The organism is Paenibacillus sp. TSM33 (assembly GCF_056099025.1).
Window position 1 is genome coordinate 1,190,534 of the sequence record NZ_JBLZXB010000017.1, and the last position, 22,762, is coordinate 1,213,295.

Annotated in this window: 19 protein-coding genes; 3 read left to right on the forward strand and 16 right to left on the reverse strand. The window is 43.7% G+C overall.

The window, feature by feature from the left end:
• Positions 1–8: 8 nt before the first annotated feature.
• Positions 9–2,771 carry a family 78 glycoside hydrolase catalytic domain gene (locus tag ACN6NF_RS17285; protein WP_474318763.1) on the reverse strand — a complete coding sequence of 921 codons (2,763 nt, stop codon included), beginning with the start codon at positions 2,769–2,771 and terminating at the stop codon, positions 9–11.
• 278 nt (positions 2,772–3,049) lie between these two features.
• Between ACN6NF_RS17285 and ACN6NF_RS17290 the strand changes: the two genes are divergently transcribed.
• A complete protein-coding gene (locus tag ACN6NF_RS17290) occupies positions 3,050–4,051 on the forward strand; it encodes a hypothetical protein (protein ID WP_474318764.1) in 1,002 nt (333 codons plus the stop codon).
• A gap of 130 nt (positions 4,052–4,181) precedes the next feature.
• Here ACN6NF_RS17290 and ACN6NF_RS17295 read toward each other — a convergent pair whose 3' ends face one another.
• The 3 genes from ACN6NF_RS17295 to ACN6NF_RS17305 all read right to left on the reverse strand — a co-directional run bounded on the left by ACN6NF_RS17295 (position 4,182) and on the right by ACN6NF_RS17305 (position 6,576).
• A complete protein-coding gene (locus tag ACN6NF_RS17295; protein ID WP_474318765.1) occupies positions 4,182–4,583 on the reverse strand; it encodes a hypothetical protein in 402 nt (133 codons plus the stop codon).
• Between the two features lie 229 nt (positions 4,584–4,812).
• Positions 4,813–5,241 carry a CbrC family protein gene (locus tag ACN6NF_RS17300; RefSeq protein WP_474318766.1) on the reverse strand — a complete coding sequence of 143 codons (429 nt, stop codon included), beginning with the start codon at positions 5,239–5,241 and terminating at the stop codon, positions 4,813–4,815.
• A 135-nt stretch (positions 5,242–5,376) separates the two neighbouring features.
• A complete protein-coding gene (locus ACN6NF_RS17305) occupies positions 5,377–6,576 on the reverse strand; it encodes an MFS transporter (protein ID WP_474318767.1) in 1,200 nt (399 codons plus the stop codon).
• 250 nt (positions 6,577–6,826) lie between these two features.
• Here ACN6NF_RS17305 and ACN6NF_RS17310 point away from each other — a divergent pair, with 250 nt between their 5' ends.
• The gene (locus ACN6NF_RS17310; protein ID WP_474318768.1) at positions 6,827–8,587 is read left to right on the forward strand and encodes a methyl-accepting chemotaxis protein; all 1,761 of its coding nucleotides are present in this window, start codon (positions 6,827–6,829) and stop codon (positions 8,585–8,587) included.
• 302 nt (positions 8,588–8,889) lie between these two features.
• A complete protein-coding gene (locus ACN6NF_RS17315) occupies positions 8,890–10,485 on the forward strand; it encodes an S-layer homology domain-containing protein (protein WP_474318769.1) in 1,596 nt (531 codons plus the stop codon).
• 90 nt (positions 10,486–10,575) lie between these two features.
• On the opposite strand, the gene ACN6NF_RS17320 is transcribed toward ACN6NF_RS17315, so the two are convergent.
• The 12 genes from ACN6NF_RS17320 to ACN6NF_RS17375 all read right to left on the reverse strand — a co-directional run bounded on the left by ACN6NF_RS17320 (position 10,576) and on the right by ACN6NF_RS17375 (position 22,709).
• A complete protein-coding gene (locus ACN6NF_RS17320; protein ID WP_474318770.1) occupies positions 10,576–11,538 on the reverse strand; it encodes a helix-turn-helix domain-containing protein in 963 nt (320 codons plus the stop codon).
• Positions 11,539–11,668: 130 nt separating this feature from the next.
• Positions 11,669–12,064, reverse strand: coding sequence for a hypothetical protein (locus tag ACN6NF_RS17325; protein WP_474318771.1), 396 nt, complete (start codon positions 12,062–12,064; stop codon positions 11,669–11,671).
• 42 nt (positions 12,065–12,106) lie between these two features.
• Entirely contained in the window at positions 12,107–13,090 is a 984-nt protein-coding gene (locus tag ACN6NF_RS17330; RefSeq protein WP_474318772.1) for a sensor domain-containing diguanylate cyclase, read from the reverse strand.
• A 21-nt stretch (positions 13,091–13,111) separates the two neighbouring features.
• Positions 13,112–13,921 (reverse strand): alpha/beta fold hydrolase, encoded by an 810-nt coding sequence (locus ACN6NF_RS17335; RefSeq protein ID WP_474318773.1) that lies wholly within the window; start codon positions 13,919–13,921, stop codon positions 13,112–13,114.
• Between the two features lie 403 nt (positions 13,922–14,324).
• Positions 14,325–15,161, reverse strand: coding sequence for a methyl-accepting chemotaxis protein (locus ACN6NF_RS17340; protein WP_474318774.1), 837 nt, complete (start codon positions 15,159–15,161; stop codon positions 14,325–14,327).
• Positions 15,162–15,358: 197 nt separating this feature from the next.
• On the reverse strand, positions 15,359–17,275 hold the full coding sequence (locus ACN6NF_RS17345) for a beta-glucoside-specific PTS transporter subunit IIABC (protein WP_474318775.1): 1,917 nt from the start codon (positions 17,273–17,275) through the stop codon (positions 15,359–15,361).
• 117 nt (positions 17,276–17,392) lie between these two features.
• On the reverse strand, positions 17,393–18,217 hold the full coding sequence (licT, locus tag ACN6NF_RS17350; protein ID WP_474319073.1) for a BglG family transcription antiterminator LicT: 825 nt from the start codon (positions 18,215–18,217) through the stop codon (positions 17,393–17,395).
• Between the two features lie 395 nt (positions 18,218–18,612).
• A complete protein-coding gene (gene moaA, locus ACN6NF_RS17355) occupies positions 18,613–19,629 on the reverse strand; it encodes a GTP 3',8-cyclase MoaA (protein ID WP_474318776.1) in 1,017 nt (338 codons plus the stop codon).
• Positions 19,630–19,698: 69 nt separating this feature from the next.
• Positions 19,699–19,932 carry a MoaD/ThiS family protein gene (locus tag ACN6NF_RS17360; protein ID WP_474318777.1) on the reverse strand — a complete coding sequence of 78 codons (234 nt, stop codon included), beginning with the start codon at positions 19,930–19,932 and terminating at the stop codon, positions 19,699–19,701.
• A complete protein-coding gene (locus ACN6NF_RS17365; RefSeq protein ID WP_026065414.1) occupies positions 19,925–20,368 on the reverse strand; it encodes a molybdenum cofactor biosynthesis protein MoaE in 444 nt (147 codons plus the stop codon). Before ACN6NF_RS17365 ends, ACN6NF_RS17360 begins: the two co-directional genes overlap by 8 nt.
• Positions 20,369–20,454: 86 nt before the next feature.
• Positions 20,455–21,474, reverse strand: a complete 1,020-nt coding sequence (locus tag ACN6NF_RS17370) for a ThiF family adenylyltransferase (RefSeq protein ID WP_474318778.1) — start codon at positions 21,472–21,474, stop codon at positions 20,455–20,457.
• 23 nt (positions 21,475–21,497) lie between these two features.
• Positions 21,498–22,709 (reverse strand): nitrate/nitrite transporter, encoded by a 1,212-nt coding sequence (locus tag ACN6NF_RS17375; RefSeq protein WP_474318779.1) that lies wholly within the window; start codon positions 22,707–22,709, stop codon positions 21,498–21,500.
• Between the last annotated feature and the right edge of the window lie 53 nt (positions 22,710–22,762).

Genomic DNA, 22,762 nt, shown 5'->3' on the forward strand with positions numbered 1-22,762 from the left:
TCTCACCTCTAGTCTATGTTATTTAGTCTCTGGTTGTATTTGTATTGGAACGTATACTGTCCAGACCCGACGATAAACGTCAATTCATGGTCTCCGCTCTTTTGGAAAATCGCCTGATCTCCGGTAGAACCTAATTTTCCGGTCGGCTCTTGTGGCACATTACCAGGCGGATACTGAATGGACGGGTATTGTGTGGTAATGGTCTGTTGTAGTGCATCCAGCTCCATAACGCCTGGAAGCGTAATCTCAGCCGTCGTATTATGCGGTACGTGAACCGTCATCTGCATTTCCTCATTCACGATTTCCCAATGGACAGCAAGCGCACCATATGGTGTCTCCAGCTTGCCATGGGCCGAAGTAAGATTAACAGGCGGTTTGGGTGCTAACCGTGACTTTTTATAGCCCGCTTCAAGCACATCGATTCCGGCAATATTTCGGTACATAAAGTCTCCAACTGAACCGTACGAATAGTGATTGAACGAGTTCATATCAGTGCTCCAGAAGGAGCCGTCCACTTTGATGCTGTCCCAATGCTCCCACATGGTCGTGGCCCCACGTTCAACCTGATAGAGCCAGGAAGGATAATCTTTCTGGAATAAAATCTTATAAGCTACATCTGTATAGCCGTTGTCGGATAAAACCAGGCATAGATAGGGTGTGCCTACAAAGCCGGTATCCAGATGCATATCATTTTTTTCTATCAGCCGTACGAGCTCCTGGATCACTTGCTTTTTATACCTTTCTGGTACCAATCCGAAGTTCAGAGCCACAACCTGTGCAGTTTGGGTATTCGAAGTCAGCTTGCCAGTGTCATCAAAATAACGGTTCGCAAAAGCGGCTTTGATCCCTTCATGCAAGCTTTGATAGGTGTTGTAATCGGTATAGCGATTCAACAGTTTGGCCGTCTGCGCCAAAATATGAGTCGAATACGCAAAGTATGCAGTCGCTACCAGCGTTCCGTCGGTCGCTCCGAAGTAGCTTCCTTCCTCGCTATCCAGCGCCAGCCAGTCTCCCAGCTGCAAGCCGGTATCCCACAGATGTTCCTCGGTCCCCTGGGCGCGGATATAATCGACCCATGCTTTCATACTGTCATACTGCTGAGCTAAAATTTGCTTATCCCCATAACATTGATAGATAGTCCACGGACATATGACCGCCGCGTCCCCCCATGCTGCCGTCGTTTTGTCCATATTATCTGCAAAGGTTCCTTTGAGGACGTCCGGCACGACAAAAGGCACAGCCCCATTCTCCAGCTGGTTGTAAGCCAAATCTTTCAGCCACTTTCGGAAGAAGGAAGCACTATTCATATTGAAGCTGGCCGTTCTGGCAAAAATCTGAGCATCGCCGGTCCAGCCTAATCGCTCATCACGCTGCGGGCAATCGGTCGGCACATCCAGGAAGTTCCCCTTTTGCCCCCACACAATATTGTGCTGGAGTTGGTTCAGCTTCGGATCGGATGTCTCGAACAAGCCAATTGTCTCCATATCTGAATGCAAAACAACGCCTGTAAAATCTTCAATCGCTACACCAGCCGGAAAGCCCTCTAGCTTCACATATTGGAAGCCTTGAAAAGTAAAATGCGGCCTAAATATCTCCGTCCCCTTGCCGCTGCAAATGTACGTAATCTGCTGCGCCGCATCCCGAATGTTATCCCGGTAAAAGTTACCTTGCTGATCCAGCACTTCACCATGTACCAGGTTCAGAACCGTACCCTCAGGAGCTTCAACTTTAAATTCCAGCCAGCCTACCATATTTTGACCCAAATTAAGGACCAGCTCGCCTTTAGGCGTTTGAATCAGCTCAACAGGCTTTAATCGGTTCATTACACGGACAGGCTCGTTCTCCTGAGCAACCAGATGACTTAACGGGAACGGGACGATCTGCATCATTTTCCGTTCATTCAAGGAGCAATGCTCGCCTGCCTGCTGCTCCAATCTGGCATCATAGATTTCGCCGTTATAAATGTCCGACATCAAAATGGCACAGCTCGTTTCCTCCCAGGAAGAATCTGAGCAAATGAGTTCTGAACGGCCATCTTCATAGTTAATCTTCATTTGAAATAGCAAAGCATTTGTGTTCCCATAGGTATCCTTGCGCTTTTGCCAGCCTAGATAGCCGCTGTACCAGCCTTCTCCCACCGTGGCAGTGATTCGATTATGTTGCTCTCGAACGGTAGAAGTTACATCATAGGCCTGCACCTGGACACGATCGTTATAATCTGTCCATCCCGGGGTAAAGTAGGCATCGCCTACTCTTTGTCCATTGAGCTCCAACTCATACAAACCAAGGCTTGTGGCATAAATGACTGCTTTTTTCACTTTTCCCTCAACTGAAAAACACTTGGAAGCGGCAAAAGGGGCTCTTGTCTGAAACTGTTCATGGATGCTGCGTTCCTTCACTGTAATCCATTGTGCCTTCCAGTCCTGCTCAAGGAGCAGTCCCATTTCCCAAAAGCCCAACTCACTCCATTCCGATTCCTCCGGTTCGGTATCACCCGCTCCCTGAGCCCAAACTTTTACCCGGTAATAATATCGTTGTCCTGATTCCAGTGGAGGACCTTCATAGGGAAACAGAATAGATTGCTCCGAATAGGAAAAATGATTCCAGAGCAGCGGTTCAAAAGCAGGATTTTTGGATACCTGCAATTGGAAGCGTTTTTGGGAAACATATATGTTGTCAGATTCAATTTGCCAACTTAGTCGCGGCTTTAGGCAACCCAGTCCAATCGGATTGTTTAAATGTTCACATCTAAGCGCTTTCACTTTTAGCATTCGTATGTCCTCCCTGAGGTCTTCTTTTGTGTTTCTATACTCAAATTAAAACGCTTCCAATAGTTGTGCGCAATGTTGTATCCCTGCATGTTGTATGCTTGATTTACAGGTGTTGAATGTCCACCCCTTATATTGAATCTTAAAATGGGCTTATTAGAAAAATATGTACGTGTATACAGCGCTGCCACACTAAGCGATCCCCTCTCAAAAGGAAATCGCTTGTGTTTTGTACATATGGATTGTAGTATAAAGCCGATCAAGAAAGGAGAATCACAGTATTGGAAACAAACTACAAAAAGCTGCTGGATCAGATGATGGCACCTTATGATGAAATGCTGCAGAGTCTAATAAGTGATCACGCCGATTTTTCGAAGGTTGACTATTTGGAGCAACACAGTGAGGAGTATGGAAAAAGTGATGCCCATTATACCAATCGCTTGAAGGTGCTTTTGGCGATGTATAATCGTGAGGATCGAGATGCCCCGCGTTACGAACCGATTGTGAGAAGGCTGCTCGTTAACGAGATTATAGACAGGGAAACGAACAGTTTTCAGGGGATTGGCGATGCTCTGTATTACGCCGTTTTTTTACTGCAAAAGTATGAGCGTGAGCAGGACCAAATTTTGTTCCAGCAGGCCAAGGAGGCCAATTTCGATACATATGCCGGGTTTGACCCTGAGTTGATTTTGGAAACATATTTATTCAGCAAAAATACAGCTGATCTTGAAGATTGCATCAATATCGCGAGTGAACTCGGAGAAGATATGTATCTATCATTATTTATCGATTTGTGGATCAGAGAGCAGACGAAATGGAACAAAGAAAATTTACAGGCACTCGTTTATCATGAGAGATGGCGCAACCATCCAGAAGGTGAAATTGAAGCCCTCAAAAAGCTGGCCGAAATAGAGAAAACAGAAGGAAATCATCATAATTACTGTTCTACTGCATCTAACTTGGCAGAGAAGTTCATTGAAACAGGACGATTGGATGAAGCGTGGGAAACGATGGTAACCATTATTCCGCTTATTACGAAGGAAAAAGAATGGTTCCTGTACGGACTTGGTCGCAATATTATTACCTCCTGTATCCATATCATCTTGCATTTTGGGGCAGAAAGCCTGCAGGCCTCTTCATTATGGCAAACAATAAAAGGGATTCTTCAACCTGCCGCTAACAATATGGGGACCAATCAATATCAGCTTGCTGTATCTGCCAGCAAATTTATGGGAGATACCGAATTGGAGCAAACGTTAATCAAAAACCAAAAGCACCGTTAATAATCCAGTTACAACAAGGAGACTGTCGCGTGTACTGCAAAGAACCAGGCACTCGACTCAGTGGCTCACCGTCCGGTCGCCCCTCGAAGCGAGGGGCAGCAAAAATACGGATTTCAGTGCATGGCCTTCACTACAGATTTCCGGTCACGATAATACCATCTGCTTGCTTCAGATGCGCTCTGACCCATGCTGTAAAGGAATCGATAAATAGGCGTAATTCTGGCTCCTTGGCAGGCCAAGTATCCAATTGTGTTAAAATTTCATACCATACCGATGCCTGAATCGGATTATCCCAGCAGGGGTCAAAAGCCTCATACGTTTCTCCCGTATCAGGATCGACAAGTGGATATTTGGACTTTAACGCAGACAGCACGATATCAAAGTCATCTGCGTAGATGAATATCATCTCCTCCAGCTTCGGTTCCTCAGTATCCCCATAACGCAGCGGTTCAAAAGTATATCCAATATTGGCTCGTGGACCGCTATAGCGATAGATTAGTGTCTGAATCTCTTTTTTGTCCTTCTTACTCAATCTCACCCACTCCTTTCTTCGGCTATAACTCGAACCAATCTGCAGTGCATTTCTCTTCTTCCAGCACTCTGCACATTTCTTCCCTCAGCCTCATCGCATCTCGCGACCTTAATTCCATACTCCCAACCCATCTGCACTCCTCCAATTTTATGAACTCCTCCTTAATTAGAACCACCCCTAAATTGGGTTTCACCTTCTCATTCACCTCAGAAAATTCACTTGGTTTCAGTCATAGTCCCCATATAAGAGATACTCCTTGCAATGTCTGACTGAAATAATTAACATCATTTTCTATCCCCCTACTGACAAGCTCCTTCCAGCCAACAAAATCTATAAAAACACAGTAGTCATCGCAGTGATCCAGCCACGCGGTGGCCTGCCATGCCTCATAGCCGGGAATCCGATGCAGCAACTCATCCAGCTTTGGTTCCTCCAGTTGCGCACAGCAAGCAGGATCATGAAATGTTCCCTGTAACATGCTCGCAGCGCTGCCATTCGCAATACACCAAGGACAGATCGCCTCATAAGACAATGCTGTATAAAAGGGACCCGTATACCAGATATCGGTCTGCCGTCCACAACAGGAACACGTTTTCAAAAAACCTGATTTAAAGACCTGAGTGCGTACAAGGTGTATTTTTTGTTTAATGCTACCCATTTTTGTCGGATTTCCATAAGCTCTTCACTCCCTTCTGATTTTCCTGAAATTTCTTATAACTTATTATAATAGATATAGGCTTCCGGTGAGTATACGCCGGATGCCTATGGATTCATCTAACCACTCTTTTATTTATCATACCTTGTCAGGCACAGGTTTACTATTCCCATCTCCCTTTCTTACCCCCAGCATAACGATAGCCATACAAGCAACCAGAACCGCTATAAGAATAAAGGGGATATATTTGTCTACTCGATATAAGGTGGTCGTCAAAATAGGAGCAATGATCGCGGAAATTCCCTGTACCGCAGCTACCAGCCCCGCTGCCCCCCCTTGCTGTCCTTGACTGACCGAAAGCGAAGCACCTGCCATAAATCCGGGCATCAATAAGCCCGTGCCTATGCCAAACATAAAGAACGCTGCATAGTAAAGGACCAAGCTGGCTGAAATCAGAAATAATGCCATTCCAGCAATCAGGAATAGAGAACCAAGCAAAATCATCGGCTTAGGCTGCCATTTAAGCCATTTCATCTGGATGATCTGCACGATCAGCATCGCTGTCCCGGAGAACATAAGTCCAAAGGAAACAACTCTTGCTGTTTCTTCGGATGTAAGACCTAACTGATCTTGAAAATAAAAACCACCTATAACCTGAATAGTCACAATACTAATCATCGTAACCAAGCCTGCAAACAAATACATTCTTAGACCTGGCTGGAGGGGATTAATGCGAGCGGGTTTTTGCTGAATAACAGGCTGGGCGGCCGGAATCGCCAGCAGAGACACCACGAATGCAACAGCGGCAATGACAATTCCAAAGTATAAGGGCCACAACAGTCCTATTAAAGTAAAGGCACCTGCAATCGCGGGGCCAAATACCAGCCCAAGCCCATTCGCCGCACTAATAATAGCCATACCACTTCCACGCTCTTCTCCTCCCGTTACATCCCCCATATAAGCTTGAGACGATGACAACACCGCCGGGATAAAGCCGCCAATTAGGCCACGTGTAACAATCAGCAGAATTAAGAGTAGCCCGCCATTGAGCCAGCCTTGTAATCCAGCAAAAAGAGTAAGTGTAAACAACAGGCAGCTTACACACATCCCTATGAAACCAAGCAGAATCACAGGCTTGCGGCCCTTTGCATCACTCAGATTTCCCCATACTGGAGCCATTAAAGCCATCGTTATAGAACCAAGCGATATAATTATTCCGGAATGGCTTTCTCTTAAGCCTAATTCACGAATAAGGGGCGGCATAATTGGAGCAATGAGCATGAGCCCTAGCATAGCCACAAAAACACTGAAAAAGATGCTCCCTTTTATTCTATTCATCCTCGCACACTCCTCTGTTATAGTTTCTCTCTATGCAGAAGTATACGGAGCATGCCAAAAAGCTACTGCCTATAGACGGATAAATTTGCGGTTAAACGGATTTAATTTAGCATATAAAACAGCAGCCAGGCTGAGAGAGCTTCATTTCCTGGCATGATATTACGATATATGATGTACAGTCTTTTACCCTTTTGCAACTACCGTAGGAGTGGGTTGAGTCTGTACATCGATGTCTAAGGGGGAAATCGCAGTGAAAACAAAGATAGGATCAATCATGAAGGTGAGATCATTAAGAACGAAGTTAACCATAATGTGCTTGATTATTTTAATTGTGCCCACATTCGTGATTGGAATCAGTTCTTATGTTGTTTCCAAGAATGAAATGAATGAATCAGGCAAAGTGGCACTTAAGAATAGTGTGCAAATGGTAATTGGTATGATTAGTTTCCTCAATGGGCAAGTTGAAGCCGGTAATTTAACATTGGAGGAAGCACAGGAAAAACTGCGCATCGAGTTGCTCGGTGTAAAAGATGCTAATAACAAAAGACCGGTAAAGATTAAATATACTGTGGGTAAAACAGGTTATCCGTGGGCAGTCAACCAAGATGCCGTTTCAGTGATGAACCCTTCAAACGAAGGCCAGGATTTAATAAATGCCGTATCGGAAGACGGTGTGCATGTGGGAAAAGAGTTTGTAAAAGCCGGTACAAACGGCGGGGGATTCGTCACTTATAAATGGGCTTTACCTGGTACAGATCAAGTGGAGACGAAAATTTCGTACGTTGAAAGGGATCCTTATTGGGGATGGATCATCGGTTCTGGAGCATATTTTAACGAATTTAACAGCGGGGCGACCAAGGTCCTTTACATTGTCCTGATTATTATGACTGTTGCGGTTATTCTGGGAGCAATTATCGTAGGCTTTGTTTCGGGACGTTTTACGAAGCCTATTATCATGATTGCAAAGCGGCTTAACGCAGTTGCGGACGGTGATTTAACGGTCGAAGAAGTCAAAATTAATTCAAAAGATGAGGTTGGCGAGCTTGCACAGGATTTCAATCATATGATTAAAAATATTAGATATTTGATCGGTGAAGTAAACCTGTCCACAAAGCAGGTCGCTGCTTCCTCGAAAGAATTGACCCTTGGAGCAGAGCACACTGGACAGGCAACCGAGCATATCACCATTGCGATTCAGGAATCGGCGGCCGGTGCGAAGGAGCAGCAACTGATGCTTCAGAAGACAACCAGCTCGCTTGAGGAAATTTCAATAGGTATGCAACGGATTACGGATAGCTCCTTGACTATTGCTGAATCGTCTGCAGACGCGATGGAAATGGCGAGCCTTGGCGGTACTGCTGTACAACATACAGTGAAGCAAATGGACTTGATTAACCATTCTGTCAATGAAACCGATGCGGTTATGAGAATGTTGGATGAACGCACTCAACAGATCGACACGATGCTACATGCCATTACGGATATCGCACAGCAGACCAATTTGCTTGCCTTAAATGCTTCGATTGAGGCTGCCCGTGCAGGCGAAGAAGGCCGCGGTTTCTCCGTAGTTGCTTCAGAGGTAAGAAAACTGGCCGAACAATCGAATCAGTCTTCCGGGCAGATTTCTGAGTTGATTCAGAATATGCGCAAAGATATGGAGCATTCGCTTCAGACCATGGAACGCGTAAAACAGGATGTCGACTCCGGCATTAAAATTGCCAATGAGACGGAGCAGCAGTTTAATAAAATTGTGGCGTCCACCAATCATATCGCACAGCAAACGGAAGAGCTTGCAAGCATCACGGAGCAAATAACCGCAAGTGTCCAGGAAATTTCAGCAAGTGGAGAAAACGTATCGAGTCTGGCGCTCCAAGCGGCGGACAACTCGCAGAATATTGCAGCGTCTGCAGAAGAACAGCTAGCTTCGATGCAGCAGATCACCAGCCTGGCAACGACCTTGTCGGATATGTCACAGAAATTACAGGATCTAACGGTCAAATTTAAATACTAACGGAATAAGTCTTTCCAAAATATCACGCTAAACTGTCATTCATATTATGAGGTCAACCATTTCTTTCTGGTTGACCCTATTTGCATTTGCTCTGAGAAATTACGGAAAAGGCTCGCAAATCGTGATCCCCTTCTAGCGATGTGAATTGGGCACGGTTTTTATCGATTTGGTTCAGAATTGGTTCAGAGGCATTTAGTATAGTAAATCAGTAGTGTAAGAAAGAAAAATTATATTAGTAGGTTAGTCATCATGGAGGATCCTAGTAAGTTCATCGTGACACCGGAATTTTATGGAGGAAATTTATGCGTAAAATCAAGTCTTTTTGTTTATCTTATCTTGCTGTTATCGTTTTATTTGGAACCTGGACATGGAGTTTTTCCGAGAGTGCAGTGTATGCAACCTCCTCACCAGTACCTAGTGTAACGGATGCCGTGTATGCTACTGAAACCACAGTAACGAGTTGGACAAATCCTTCTAAACAAGGTCAATCCGTAACGTTTAGCCTCAAAACCATCTCAACCCCACAAATTACGAAAGATTTAACCGGCTCGGTTATCCTTATGGACGGTACGGATATATTAGATACGCTGACGATGAGGCCAAATGGCATTGCGAATGGATATGCCACTGCGACCTACACCACAAGCGATTTAAGTGTGGGAAGTCATCCGATTACAGCTATTTACAGTGGGGATGCTCGATTTGCTCCCAGCACATCTGAGCCATACATTCAGGTCGTAAATGCATCTACACCTACGACTACACCTTCACTGAGACCTACAGTAACTACAGTACTGAGTTCGCCGAATCCGTCTAGTCACGGCCAAGAAGTAAGGTTTAGCGTGAGAACAACTTCGAACCCACAAACTTCGGGCGATTTAACCGGAACGGTCATCCTTATGGACGGCATGAATGTATTAGATACGCTGACGATGGAGCCAGTGGGCATTTCGAACGGCTATGCCAATGGGTACTACACTACAAGAGACTTAAGTGTGGGAAGCCACGCGATCACTGCTATATACAGCGGGGATGCTCGATTCGCGCCGAGTACCTCTGAAGCGTATATACAGGTTGTAAACGGAGATGCAGGCACTGGTGGTACTGGAAGTACGAGCGGAACCGGTGCTACTACTGGTAACGACAGCAGCAGTAGCAATAAAAAAGATAAGAAGGATAACACGGATAGCAGTGATTCATCTTTTTCCAGTGAAACAACCACAGCTTCATCACCATCGGTTTCTTCAACGGTTTTACCGACTCCAGAAATCATGCCAGTAGAGCAATCCGAGGTTACGCATGAAAAATATATAACGGGTTATCAGGATGGTACATTCAGACCGGACCAGTCGATTACACGGGCTGAAACCGCTGCGATGATGGCTAGGATTATAAAGTTGGAGACAAAAGTAGGCTCAACGACATACAAAGATGTACCTAGCACGTATTGGGCAAAGGATTCGATTATAGCACTTACGACACAGCACCTCATGAATGGATATGCAGATGGAACATTTCGACCAGAGCAACCCATCACTCGTGCAGAAATGGCAGCAATACTCGCATCCTGGAAGCAGCTTAAAGGAACACAAACCACAACGTCTCCTTATATCGATATCGAAAAGCATTGGGCAAAAGACTCCATTATAGCGCTAGCTAATGCAGGATGGATTACCGGTTATAACGACGGAAGCTTCCAACCCAATAAATATATAACACGCGTAGAAACCGTTACAATTTTGAACACGATCTTAAAACGAGGCCCCCTGGAAGGAACCATTCAGGCTACATGGAAGGATGTACCAACAGATTACTGGGCATTCAAAAATATTGAAGAAGCGTCTCGTACCCATACTTCAACCATCAATACAGATGGCATTGAAACTTTCGTGAAATAAGCACCAAATAAAAAGGCTGGAATCCTATCTATACAGGGTTCCAGCTTTTTGTTACCTTGATATTTTTTTAAAATGGTCAAAACAGAATTTTTAAAATACTTTCTTCAAAGATGATGGCTTCACTCCGTATTCCCGGAAAAATTGCTCTGAAAATGCACTCACATTACTGTATCCTACAGCCATCGCAGCTTCTGTTACATTGCTTTCCTGGCTTCTAAGCAGCTTCATCGCATAATCAAGACGAATTTGGCGCAAATATTCAAATACAGTCGTTCCAAAACACGCTTTGAATCCTTTTTTTAATTTAAAATCGTTTAATCCCACTCTTTTGGATAATGCGATCAGTGAAGGAGGATCAATCATACTGGATTCAAGGATTTGCCGAGCCATATGCAACTTTCTAACATCCCCTTTAGATAAGCCTTCGGGCATGGGGGTTAAATCAAATAATTGAATCATAAACCTATTCAAAATCTCTAGTGCCGCTGCTTCCATTAATAAAGGCGATCTATGCACACTTTTCAAGTCTTTGATCAAATGTTCAATCATCACTATACTTCTGTGATCCAGTTCAAAACTAAGATGATGGAACGCAGCACCCTTCAAAATTTGATTAAATTCAATAGCTACCTGTCGACGAGCTGCCAACTGTGAAGCTGCATAATTAAACAACGAAACAGGGATGCCAAGCGCAAAGGATTGGTATTGTTCGTTAACGGGAGGATGGAAATATGCTTTGAAATCCTGTAAAAAAATAAGAGCACCCCGCCCTATCGGGAGTGTGTAGTCCAGACCAGCTATATTTACATGACGTTGACCCGAAAGTGCAAATTGAAGTTCAATCATTTGTCCTCTGGAGGCAAAGTTCGTCGGATAAGGCTCGTGATATTGAATATGCGAATACACAATCTCGATTCCGCTGTAAGTCGTAACTCGGTAAATATGTCCGTCGCCCGCTTCTGGTAACATCATATACGTATGCTCGTTTTGTTTTCTAAACGGAGTTTTTTCTAAATAATGCTGATATATTAATGATAACGAATTTGAATTCACAGGCGTTCACCTCAAAGGTTTTCATTCATTCTGATACCACAAATGAGAATCGTTATCATTAATATTAGCTGAATTTGACTGGTTTGACCAGGCTTATTGGAGTATGCTGTGGAGATATTCGGGGAATCTATTAATCCCAATCCATATAAAACGTTGCCTTCAATTTACCCTTCTCACATGCTGGGCAACTTAAATGAACCGGCACATTGTTTTCAATGTGTTCCTGCTGCATAACACTCGCGCATCTAGGACAAGCATAAGAAATTTTATACTGTGATGAGTCCGATTCCATCTCAATAAACAATTCATTGCGGATGGCCTGACAGACCGGGCACACATACAGAGCGTCATAAGCATCATATGTCGTCGAAGGGTTGCCTATGAATTCTTCTATGCGCCGCTTAAGAGCAGCATCCTGTACAAACAAAGCAATGGATTCCAAACGCATATATAATAAACCAAACCCCACAAATATGTTCTCAGTATAAGCACAGATATCACAGTCCAGCTTGTACGCTTCGCCCATTTTATCCTCCCCAGCTCTTCATATAGTTAATGAAGCCTCTATCTATCTCTTTACAAGACTTGCTGCATGCGTGACCCGGTTTCTCCCGCCACTCTTGGAAGCATACAGAGCCAAATCCGCTTGATGAACGATCGATTGTTCCGTATCCGCTTGCGTAACCGTTGCCACGCCAATACTCACAGTAATGCTGTATTCTCCCCAATCCCTTGAGGCCGTCGTGGAGCGATATCTTTCTGCTGTACGAATGGCATCCTCTTGATCGTTGCCTGGAAGAATAATGACAAACTCCTCGCCACCATAACGAGCGACAATGTCCATTTCCCGTGACATGGATTGTAGTAATTCAGCCAGATTAGTGAGCACCAAGTCGCCCACCGGATGACCATAAGTGTCATTAATGCTTTTGAAACGATCAATATCAATGATCAGCAGCGAAAAAGGTATTCCGGTCTCTTGAAAGGAGGCTAGGCGGATTTGTAATTGATCTTGAAAATATCTTCTATTTTTAAGCCCAGTTAACGGGTCGGTTGACGCCATCGTTTCTAGCTGGTGATTGATCCGCACTAGTTCCTGCTGTTTGATTTCATATTCTTCGTGCAACCGTTCAAGCTTCTGGTTTGCTTCATTCGTAGCCTGATATAATTCCTGAAGCTTGGTTTTGGTCTGTAGTATATCTTTCTCATGTTCAATTCGCTTACGCATCACAAGCACTACACAATCAATAACAGCTTCTCCGTTGCGTTCCTGGCGAACCCCGTTTAGAAGTACAGGCACATCCTGTCGATCACTTGTCCGGAACGAAAAGTACATCTCATCGACACGCCCGTACAACTGGATGTAGGGATAAAAATAAGTATGAAAAAATAGCTTGTTGGTAACAGACATTGTGGATTCGATCGGCCGTTCGAGCAATTCATTACGGTCATAAAGAAGCATATCCAATAAAGTTTGATTCACCGATTGAATGATCCCGGAATCCGAAATTGAAAAATATCCACAGGGAGCTTTATCTAATTGAATATCCATTGCATGACTGCCTTTCTTCTGTTATTGCACACTTGCTAAATATTCTTTGATTAAATCGCTCGTTTCTCCTGGTTGGCTTAGGTGAGGGTAATGCCCCTTTGCTTTCATCTGTTGAAGCCTGCTATTTCTAAGATGAGCATGTAAGTAATTTCCTACTTCAATCGGGGCAATACTATCGTCCGAGCACTGGAGAATAAGCGTAGGAACCGAAGCATGCTGAAGCTCGACACGGCAATCCGAAAAAAATGTAACCTCTGCGAATTGCCGTGCAACATGAGGATCTCTGGAGCAAAATGCCTTTTCCAACTCTTCGGTTAAGTCCCCTCGCTCGGGATTTTGCATAGCAATGGGCGCCATATAACTAGCCCAGCCAATAAAGTTCATTTGCATCATATCCAGTAATTCATCAATATCACTCTTATCGAAGCCTCCATAATAAGAAGGCAGATCATTCACATAGCGTGGAGAAGGACCGAGCATGACAATGCGTTCAAAATATTGAGGGCTTCGGATGGATGCGAGCATTCCGATCATGCTGCTAACGGAGTGTCCGACGAATATGGTATTCTGTAATTCTAACGCTTCCATAATATCCAGCACATCTTGGGCATACCCTTGCAAGTCACTGTATTTTTGGGAATCATAGTATTTTATTTGGGAATCTCCAGAACCAACGTAATCAAATAAGACGATTTGGTAGTTGTCGATAAAGCTAGGGACGATATAACGCCACATATCCTGATCGCATCCAAAGCCGTGAGCAAATACAATCGTCTGGCTGCCTGTACCCAACACTTTTACATTATTACGTCGGAGAATATCAACGGTCATCGTAAATCACCTCTCTGAGGTAGTATTTGTTCTATTGGCTTCTTTTCACTATTATATCGGAAAAGATTTGATTATGGATAATGGATCTCATTCATAAATCGAGCGTTTAATGATCCCCTTTACCTTGTGCACATGTTGCTGTGATGGGGAACAAATAATAACTAATTCATTTTTCCCATTTGTATCTAACCAATAGTGAACGTCATCCTCCTCATTAACCGTTTCATGAATGATTCTGATGGATTTATCTAGTTCTGTGTAACACTGTTCATTCAACCCATTCAGATTCATACATATATCCACTCCAAGTTATTCATCTAAATAAACTTAAAAAAAGCCTCGCCCTGTGATCTACATTTCCATGACAGAATGCACAATTCACAGACCGAGACTTTTCCATTCTTTATTTTGCATTAACATCATCTGTAATTTTCTCTATTAAACCTCTCAAGCCTTGGTTGGTTTCATTTAATTGATCAATAATATTCATAAACTCCGACACAAGCTTGGCCTGCTCTTGGGAGGATACTGTAATCTGCGCAATCTCTTGTTCCATACTATAAACGGATTGTCTGACAGCTTGCAAGGATTGCTCAATTCGCCCAGTGGCTTCCTTGGTGCCCGTAGACATCTTGCGGATTTCTGCGGCAACAACCCCAAATCCTGCTCCTGCCTCACCCACCCGAGCAGCTTCAATGGCTGCATTTAGTCCAAGCAAGTTTGTCTGCTCTGAAATTTCCTTGATGTAGCCAGCCACCTCAGTCACATTACCAGAGTCCTCAACCGCCTTTTTCGTATTGCTTAAAATGTCCTCGGCTGTCGCACTAAGCTCCTCCGAATGGGCTGCTACATGCTGAATCCCTTCCACTAGCTTGCTTGTAACATCCTCTGCTTGGCTCATCAACTTCTTCAGTTGATCCTGATTATCCATACTATAGGTGATGCACATTACTGCCTCAATCTCATTCTGTTCATTCTTTATCGGATGAAAGTAAGAATCAGCAGCAAACCCGAAAACTTCGGCATCATAGCGAACTCGGGTCTTTTCTCCACCTACTAGCATTTTGAAGTTCTTGTGTACATCAGGGAGAGGGTCGCCTGCCTTGAAGTCATAGACTAAACTTTTCCCCGACTGAAAGAATAGAAATTTTTCTTTATCCATTACAGATATTAAAACATCATGTCGTGCAGCTTCTCTAATAAACGGCATGGCAGACAAAACAGCTTCTACTTGATTCATAATATGTATCCACTTCCTTATATTTTGTTATCCGTCCTCCCCTCTATTTCGACATTTTCATCCCATGTGTTTAGTGAATTAACATACTATTGACTATGGTGATCTCCTAATCTGTATACATTCACCGTAGTTTCCTGAAGAGAAGACGGTTTTAAATTCAAACAGCGCATACCTATGGGATAGGTACGCGCTGACTGTTAGACCATGACCGTCAACAAATCTTCTTTATAACCAATCGTCTTCTTCTCTGTCTCAATAACATCCAAGTAACTAGCAGTGTTGGCAACGATCACAGGGGTAGTCAGAACGTAACCTGCCTCTTTGATAGCCTCCATATCAAACTCCATGAGCAGTTGTCCCTTTTTGACGGCTTCCCCTTGTTTTACCTTGGGATAAAAATATTTTCCTTTTAATTTGACTGTATCCTTGCCTACATGGATGAGGATCTCCACACCCTGATCACTGGTAATGCCGATGGCATGACCTGACGAAAATAAGGATGTTAAGACACCATCTACAGGTGAAACGACCTTGCCTTCGGAAGGCTCAATGGCAATCCCTTTACCCAGAGCACCTGTGGAAAAGGCTTCATCGGTTACCTCAGATAACGGTTTTACGTCACCCATTAACGGACTGATCACCGTCTCCTGTCTTACTAATACTTCTCCTCCTTTTACTGCACCTGTTGTACTCGCTTCTTTTTTCGTTTCTTTCACCTCATCATCTTTAAATCCGCCAAAGAACATAAGCAAGAAGCCTAATACAAAGCTCACCAGGATACCGATAACAGCCCCATAAAATCCGCTGTCTATTCCTGACGGATTAATATAGCTTGGAATCGCGAAAATACCCAAGCCGCCAATGATATACCCTTTCGTTCCCATCATGCCTATAATGCCGCCGCCCACTGCAGACGCTATACAGCTTAAAATAAATGGTTTCTTACGTGGTAATGTAATCCCATAAATCGCGGGTTCTGTTACACCAAAGATCCCGGAGATGACAGCTGGAATGGAGAGGGATCTCAGCTTTACATTTTTGGTTTTGAACAAAATCGCCAGCACAACACCTGTCTGAGCAAAGGAGGCTCCCAGCGTCGCAGCAAGGATCGGATCGAATTTGAGCACCGCCAAGTTGTTCATAGCGATAGGAACAAGACCCCAATGTAACCCGAAAATAACAAATACTTGCCAGAAAGCACCCATGATTATGCCTTCAATCATCGGACTTAAGTTATACACAAAGAGGGTGGCTGCGCCAAGCAGTTGACCTGCCCAAGTCGAGAGCGGCCCAATCACAATCAGCGCTAATGGAACAATAACTAACAAGGTGAAAAATGGAACCAAAAATGTTCTCACAACGCTAGGGATGACCTTTTTAAAGAAATTTTCTATTTTTGAGCCTACATAGGTGGATATGATAATTGGAAGAACCGTGGATGCATAGCTCATCAGAATGACCGGAATACCTAAGAAAGTGATATATACCGGTGACTCAAATATAGTACCGCTAAATAGAATGTATAACGGTTTGCCCGAGGCTGTTATCGTGCTAAAGGTCGGATAAACAAGTGACGCCCCGATCGCCATACCTATGAAAATGTTGGCATTGAACTTTTTCGCTGACGTATACCCTAGGAAAATAGGGAAGAAGTAGAACAAGCAATCTCCTAAAGCATTCAGAATTTGATACGTACCTGATATGTTGCTGAGCCAGCCCAAGGCTACGAATAAAGCGGTAAACCCCTTAATCATACCCGTGGCACTCAAGACACCCAGCGTGGGTGTAAACACACCTGAAATGGTATCAATAAATCTATTGAACAAACTCACTTTTTCACCTGAAGCTTCTTCTGAATCACCTGCCTGGAAACCACCTATTGCGGCAACATCCGCGTAAACCTCGGGCACATGATTACCTATCACAACTTGATATTGCCCACCGCTTTTTACTACAGTGACAACACCATCCATGTTTTTTAGAACCTCTGTATTAGCCTTATTTTCATCTTTTAGTTTGAAGCGCAAGCGTGTAATACAATGAGTTAGACTATTTACATTTTCTTTGCCGCCGACATTCCTGATGATGTCTTTTGCTAATGTCTCATACTTCATTGTAACTGCCCCTTTGTTTGTATTTATAAAAAAAGGCAAAACCAAAATAGATCAAATTCGATCTAAGGTTGGTTTCGCCTGCATTACCAGTAACAATCCAAGGAGTTATTCAATTGGTTATTGAGTTACACGCTGAATATGAATCGTTATATAGAGTTTTTCCTCATCTGACAATATCGTGTCCAAGTATTTCTCAATCTTCAGCATACAACTATAAGCTTTTTTGTACTTTGCTTTCACTTGCCTTAATAGAAAATCATCTTCCAGTGCTAATTTATCTTTTTGAATTAACCGCTGAAAGAAAAACCTTAAATGTGTAATAAATCGTTCATAGCTGGTCGAGTGTTCATCTAGCGTAATATTGTAAGAGTATTTAATAATATTTAAGATATCCTGTATTTTTTGAGTTTGTTGAGCGACATCAGCTACTTTATGATAGGAGTTGTTTACTTGAGCATTGATTAAATGAAGAGCAATATTGCCTGCTTCATCCTCAGACAATCGTTTACCTGTTTCGTCTTCAATAAACTCCAATGCTTTTAAGCCAACTCCATATTCTTTAGGATAAAATTTTTTGATTTCCCAGATGAGCGGGTTTGCATTTTTAAACCCTTCATCAAACATTTTAAATACATTGTTCATGTGATCTGTAAGCGAAACATATACATAGTCACTCAGCTGTGCTTCCAATATGCTTTTTCCATATTCAATGATGTCATAGCATAACGACACATATTCTGTAGGAACATCCTCTAACAATAATTTAAATTTCTCGGAAGCATCTTTTTGTTTTAATATAAAAACCTTTTCAATTAAATGCTCTTCTACTTGTTCCCCTGCATTCTTTTTGAATGCAATTCCACGACCCATAACAACAAATTCATGCCTTTTTGAATCTTTGGCTATTATGGCGTTATTATTAAATATCTTTGTTATGATCATTCTGGCTGCCCCCCCGATCCCGCAATAATCTAAAAAGGATTTAGATGCTGGGCGATATTTCAGATAGGTCACAAGACGGTAAGAGCCGATCAAGCTTTCGCTGTAAACCAACTATAATGTGTAGATTTATAAACCTATTAAAATGAAAGCGTATTCATAAAGAGGAATAAGCCCTACACTATCACTCACCTTTCTACGTTATTCCAACTCTGTATACAAAAAGAAAAGGCAAAACCCAACACATGGAAGTCCAGTTCCATGTCCCGGGTTTTGCCTTTTCAGTAACAATCCCAAGATCATAATAACATCGAATTTAAGTTTTGCCAACAAAAATGTTTACGCTTTCTTTCCGGGAATATCCACATCGAATACGGCACATTACCAGGATAAAAATGTCAGCCGCCAATGTAGGACATGTTAATCTTTTTTCTGTTGTTTGCAGTCTGTTCTGTACGTTCATCGGAATACCGATCTATGCGTTGCTCCCATACGGAAGTAATCGCATCGAGTAATTCCTGATCATTCGCCCCGTTACAAAGCATCTGGCGCAAATCGAATCCGTCTGAAGCAAACAAACACGTATAAAACTTGCCATCAGAAGATAGACGGGCACGCGTGCAGGATGAGCAAAACGAATCCGAAACCGAAGTAATAAAGCCAACCTGCGCGTCGCTGTCTTTATAACGGTAACGCTTTGCCACTTCTCCAAAGTAATGCTGATCTATCGGCTCCAGCTCGTACGTGTTCTTAAGTCGTTCCATAATTTCTTCTTTTGTTACTACCTTTTTGAAGCTCCATCCTGTATCGTTACCCACATCCATAAACTCAATAAAACGAAGAGTTATTCCCTGCTCCTTAAAATAAGCAGCCATCGGCAAAATTTCAGAATCATTAACATCTTTTTGAACCACCATATTGACCTTAATCTCAAAACCGATTTTTCTTGCATAATCAATCTGCTTCAAAATAAAAGCAGGCTTAATGCCCCGTCCATTCATCCGCCCAAATAGCTCGGGGTTCAGAGCATCTACACTGACGTTAAGTCGTCGTAGCCCCGCGTCATAGAGGCGCTGTGCCTGTTGCCCTAATAGCAAGCCATTTGTGGTCAAACCCATATCCTCCACTCCGCTAATAGACATTAATCTGGAGACAAGGTCGGGAAGATCTGGCCGCATTAATGGCTCACCGCCTGTGAGTCGGATTTTTTTGACCCCGAGACCTACAAAAAGCTCCGTAAGCCGATGAATTTCTTCAAACGATAGGCATTCGCTTTTGGGAAGAAAGGCAAAATCGTCGCCGAAAATTTCTTTTGGCATACAGTAGGAACAGCGAAAATTGCAGCGATCCGTAACAGATATACGTAAATCACGAATCGGACGCCGCAATGGATCCTTCAGCGGATGTGAACTCATGTGACCACCTTCTTTTTTTCATTAGCTGTATTTGACGTTGCGGACATGGACACATGACGAGCACTTTCACTAGCCGCCGCTGACAGGCGGAATAAAAGCTGCGATATCTCCATCCTGCAGTACATCTGTAAGCAACGCGTACTCCTCGTTTACTGCAATTCGTGTAGAATTGATCGGCATATCCGGGTATTTATCTGTGATCCAACTGCATAATTCCCCTACAGTTTGGCCTGCCAAATCTGCCATTTCTTCGAATTTTCCCGTTACTTCACGGAGTCCCGCAAAATAGTACAGCTTAATCATGACTGATTTCCTCCGGCTTTTTCTTTTGTTGTCCAATCCATTGTGTTCCGTTTTCCCATATCTCTCGCTTCCAGATTGGAACGATTTCCTTGATTCGTTCGATTGCGTATTCATTCGCCTTATACGCATCCGAGCGGTGTGGTGAGGAGACGGCGATGACAACGGCAATATCACCGATCTGAAGCTCACCAATCCGATGTGCGATTGCTACTCTTGTCCCTTCCCATTTCTGTTCAATTTCGTGGCCAATCTCTGCAAGCTTTTTCTCAGCCATAGGCACATAGGCCTCGTAAGCAAGATATAATGTCCGTACGCCTTGGGTCCACTCTCTTACGTGCCCTGTAAACACGGTCACCGCTCCCGCTTCTGGTCTTAAGACATAATCTGCATAAATCTGCGGAAGAATGGGCTCCGTCACGATTTCAAATACACTCATCTTTTCCACCTTCCAGCCACCTGGCAAGCTACTCTGCTATGAAAACTCTGCTCACTATTTATATTTCCTGGATCTATATCCCTTGTTTAACCGAACAACTGATGGTATAGCTTTTGACCTCTGGCAATACTTCCAATACCGTGAATGAGGAGCCTTCCGTTTTTAAATAAAATCATTCGATGCTCAAAGGCATAAAATTCAACGAAATAAGGGGTCCTTTTTACACGTTCCGCCATAAGCCTGCCCATTTTCTCTGCATCGTCCAACGTAATCGGACGATGAGGGTCCGGAAGAACCTGCACTACATCCCGTCCGCACAGCGAAGCATACGCTGAGCGACGGGATGCGGTCAGTGCAGGAAACACAGGATGTTCTCCACAGGTCGGACAATCCTGATTGCGGATGCGGGAAATCCCTATGTCCATCTGCGTATTTTCCCATAGATCAAATAAATGAACCTTGCTGCGCATTTTATCACGTTTACCGCTCAGCCACTTCATGGCTTCTGCACTTTGGAGAGCAGCCGTCACTTGAACTGCGGGCGAGATGATTCCAGCCGTATCGCAGGTCTGATTGATTGCCGGCAGCGATGGCAGTAGGCAACGAAAACAAGCTGACTTGCCCGGCACGAACGGAAAAACAACGCCTGTGCTTCCAACACAGGCTCCGTAAATCCATGGAATTTCAGCCTTTCGTGCAGCATCATTTATTAGTAGACGAGTTTCAAAATTGTCCGTAGCATCCATCAACAATGTACTTTTACCAGCAAGCTCTTGAGCAAGCTCGGCATCCAGGTTGTCGAGATAGGTGTACAAGCGTACGTCTTCTCGTATAGCCTTCAGCCTTTTTTCAGCAGCCATTACCTTGGGGAGCATTTGCGCAGCATCCTGCTCCGTGAATAACTGCTGGCGTTGCAGATTCGACATCTCCACATAATCACGATCAACTAGGTGAATCTCTCCAACGCCCGCTCTTACCAGTGTCTCGGCAAGGGCCGAACCTAGTGCTCCGCAGCCGATAATGGTGACGACAGCTGCGGTTAGATTACGTTGTCCTTCACTGCCGATGGGTCTAAATAAGATCTGTCTTGAGTAACGTTCATTCATTACAATGTCCCATACCTTTTCTCTTACTGCTGAAGTTTCTTTTGTTTCTTAAAGTGATCCTGGCTCATCGAGTCGGATGCTTCGGCTACAGGGAAGCGCGCTTGATAATACAGCCATATGACAAGGATCAGGCTAGCCAGTGCCACTTGGGAGAGTAACATAAACCCAATGGAATATTGACCAGTAGCAGCATGAATCGTCGATAACAAGATCGGAGGGAAAAAGCCACCAAGACCGCCCATCATGGATACAATTCCGTTCACTATGCCTGCCTGTTTATTAAAATAAAATGGAACTAGCTTGAAAATGACACCGTTCCCGATTCCCGCACTCACAGCGATAGCCAAGCACCCTACGGTATACAGGGTGATGTCTGGGGAAAAAGCCAAAAGAATCGCAGCGACCGTATATACAGCAAACGTACCTACCAGCAGGAACAAGGGCTGAAAACGATCAGCCAACCAGCCACCGATAGGGCGGAAGAATGTAGCAATTGCGATAAAGCCTGCTGTACGCATCCCTGCATCCACTTTATCCAGCTCAAAGTTCGATACGAGGAAATTCGGTAAATACACCGTGAACGCTACAAATGAGCCAAACGTAATAAAATAAAAGAGCGAAAAAAACCAAAGCTTTTCATTTTTATAAACCCCTTTGATTTGCTCCATAATGGGCGTCTTGACTTTAGCTTCATGACGGTCCCCAAAGAAGAAATTCAAAACGATAAAAACAAGCAATAGGATAAGATACAGCTTGACTGTAAGTGCCCATCCTACCTGTGTCGCTACAATTGGAGCGGAGAAGGTCGTTACCGCTGTCCCTAGGTTGCCCACACCATACATCCCGTTGACAAAACCATGTCTTTCTTTCGGATAATACTTGGGCAGTGAAGTTACTCCAACCGAGAACACCGCTCCCCCAATCCCAAGGAACAAGCCACCGATAATTAAATCCGTCATCGTCGAAGCTTCACTGATATAGTAGACCGGAAACAAAAGCAAAACAAAGCTAACGAGGAAAACGATTCTCGCCCCGAAGATATTGGCATAATAACCAAGCGGAATGCGCAGAATCGATCCAAGCACGACCGGAATCGCCGTAACCATGGCCAGTTTTCCGGGTCGAATCACGATATCCTCCGTAATGAACGGCATGAGGGAAGAAATGATGACCCACACCATGAATCCAAGAATCAGGTTCAATGTTTGTAGCGGCAACTGCATTTTTCTAATCATTTAACTCACCTTTTCAACTTTATTCTGTCGAATGTTTGATTTGTATTTTTCTG

What these genes read in the sequence shown, in the direction of transcription:
- ACN6NF_RS17285 (WP_474318763.1), bottom strand. Translation starts at nt 2,771, where the DNA reads ATGCTAAAAGTGAAAGCGCTTAGATGTGAACATTTAAACAATCCGATT.
- ACN6NF_RS17300 (WP_474318766.1), bottom strand. Translation starts at nt 5,241, where the DNA reads ATGGGTAGCATTAAACAAAAAATACACCTTGTACGCACTCAGGTCTTT.
- ACN6NF_RS17305 (WP_474318767.1), bottom strand. Translation starts at nt 6,576, where the DNA reads ATGAATAGAATAAAAGGGAGCATCTTTTTCAGTGTTTTTGTGGCTATG.
- ACN6NF_RS17315 (WP_474318769.1), top strand. Translation starts at nt 8,890, where the DNA reads ATGCGTAAAATCAAGTCTTTTTGTTTATCTTATCTTGCTGTTATCGTT.
- ACN6NF_RS17325 (WP_474318771.1), bottom strand. Translation starts at nt 12,064, where the DNA reads ATGGGCGAAGCGTACAAGCTGGACTGTGATATCTGTGCTTATACTGAG.
- ACN6NF_RS17330 (WP_474318772.1), bottom strand. Translation starts at nt 13,090, where the DNA reads ATGGATATTCAATTAGATAAAGCTCCCTGTGGATATTTTTCAATTTCG.
- ACN6NF_RS17335 (WP_474318773.1), bottom strand. Translation starts at nt 13,921, where the DNA reads ATGACCGTTGATATTCTCCGACGTAATAATGTAAAAGTGTTGGGTACA.
- ACN6NF_RS17340 (WP_474318774.1), bottom strand. Translation starts at nt 15,161, where the DNA reads ATGAATCAAGTAGAAGCTGTTTTGTCTGCCATGCCGTTTATTAGAGAA.
- ACN6NF_RS17345 (WP_474318775.1), bottom strand. Translation starts at nt 17,275, where the DNA reads ATGAAGTATGAGACATTAGCAAAAGACATCATCAGGAATGTCGGCGGC.
- licT (WP_474319073.1), bottom strand. Translation starts at nt 18,217, where the DNA reads ATGATCATAACAAAGATATTTAATAATAACGCCATAATAGCCAAAGAT.
- moaA (WP_474318776.1), bottom strand. Translation starts at nt 19,629, where the DNA reads ATGAGTTCACATCCGCTGAAGGATCCATTGCGGCGTCCGATTCGTGAT.
- ACN6NF_RS17360 (WP_474318777.1), bottom strand. Translation starts at nt 19,932, where the DNA reads ATGATTAAGCTGTACTATTTTGCGGGACTCCGTGAAGTAACGGGAAAA.
- ACN6NF_RS17365 (WP_026065414.1), bottom strand. Translation starts at nt 20,368, where the DNA reads ATGAGTGTATTTGAAATCGTGACGGAGCCCATTCTTCCGCAGATTTAT.
- ACN6NF_RS17370 (WP_474318778.1), bottom strand. Translation starts at nt 21,474, where the DNA reads ATGAATGAACGTTACTCAAGACAGATCTTATTTAGACCCATCGGCAGT.
- ACN6NF_RS17375 (WP_474318779.1), bottom strand. Translation starts at nt 22,709, where the DNA reads ATGATTAGAAAAATGCAGTTGCCGCTACAAACATTGAACCTGATTCTT.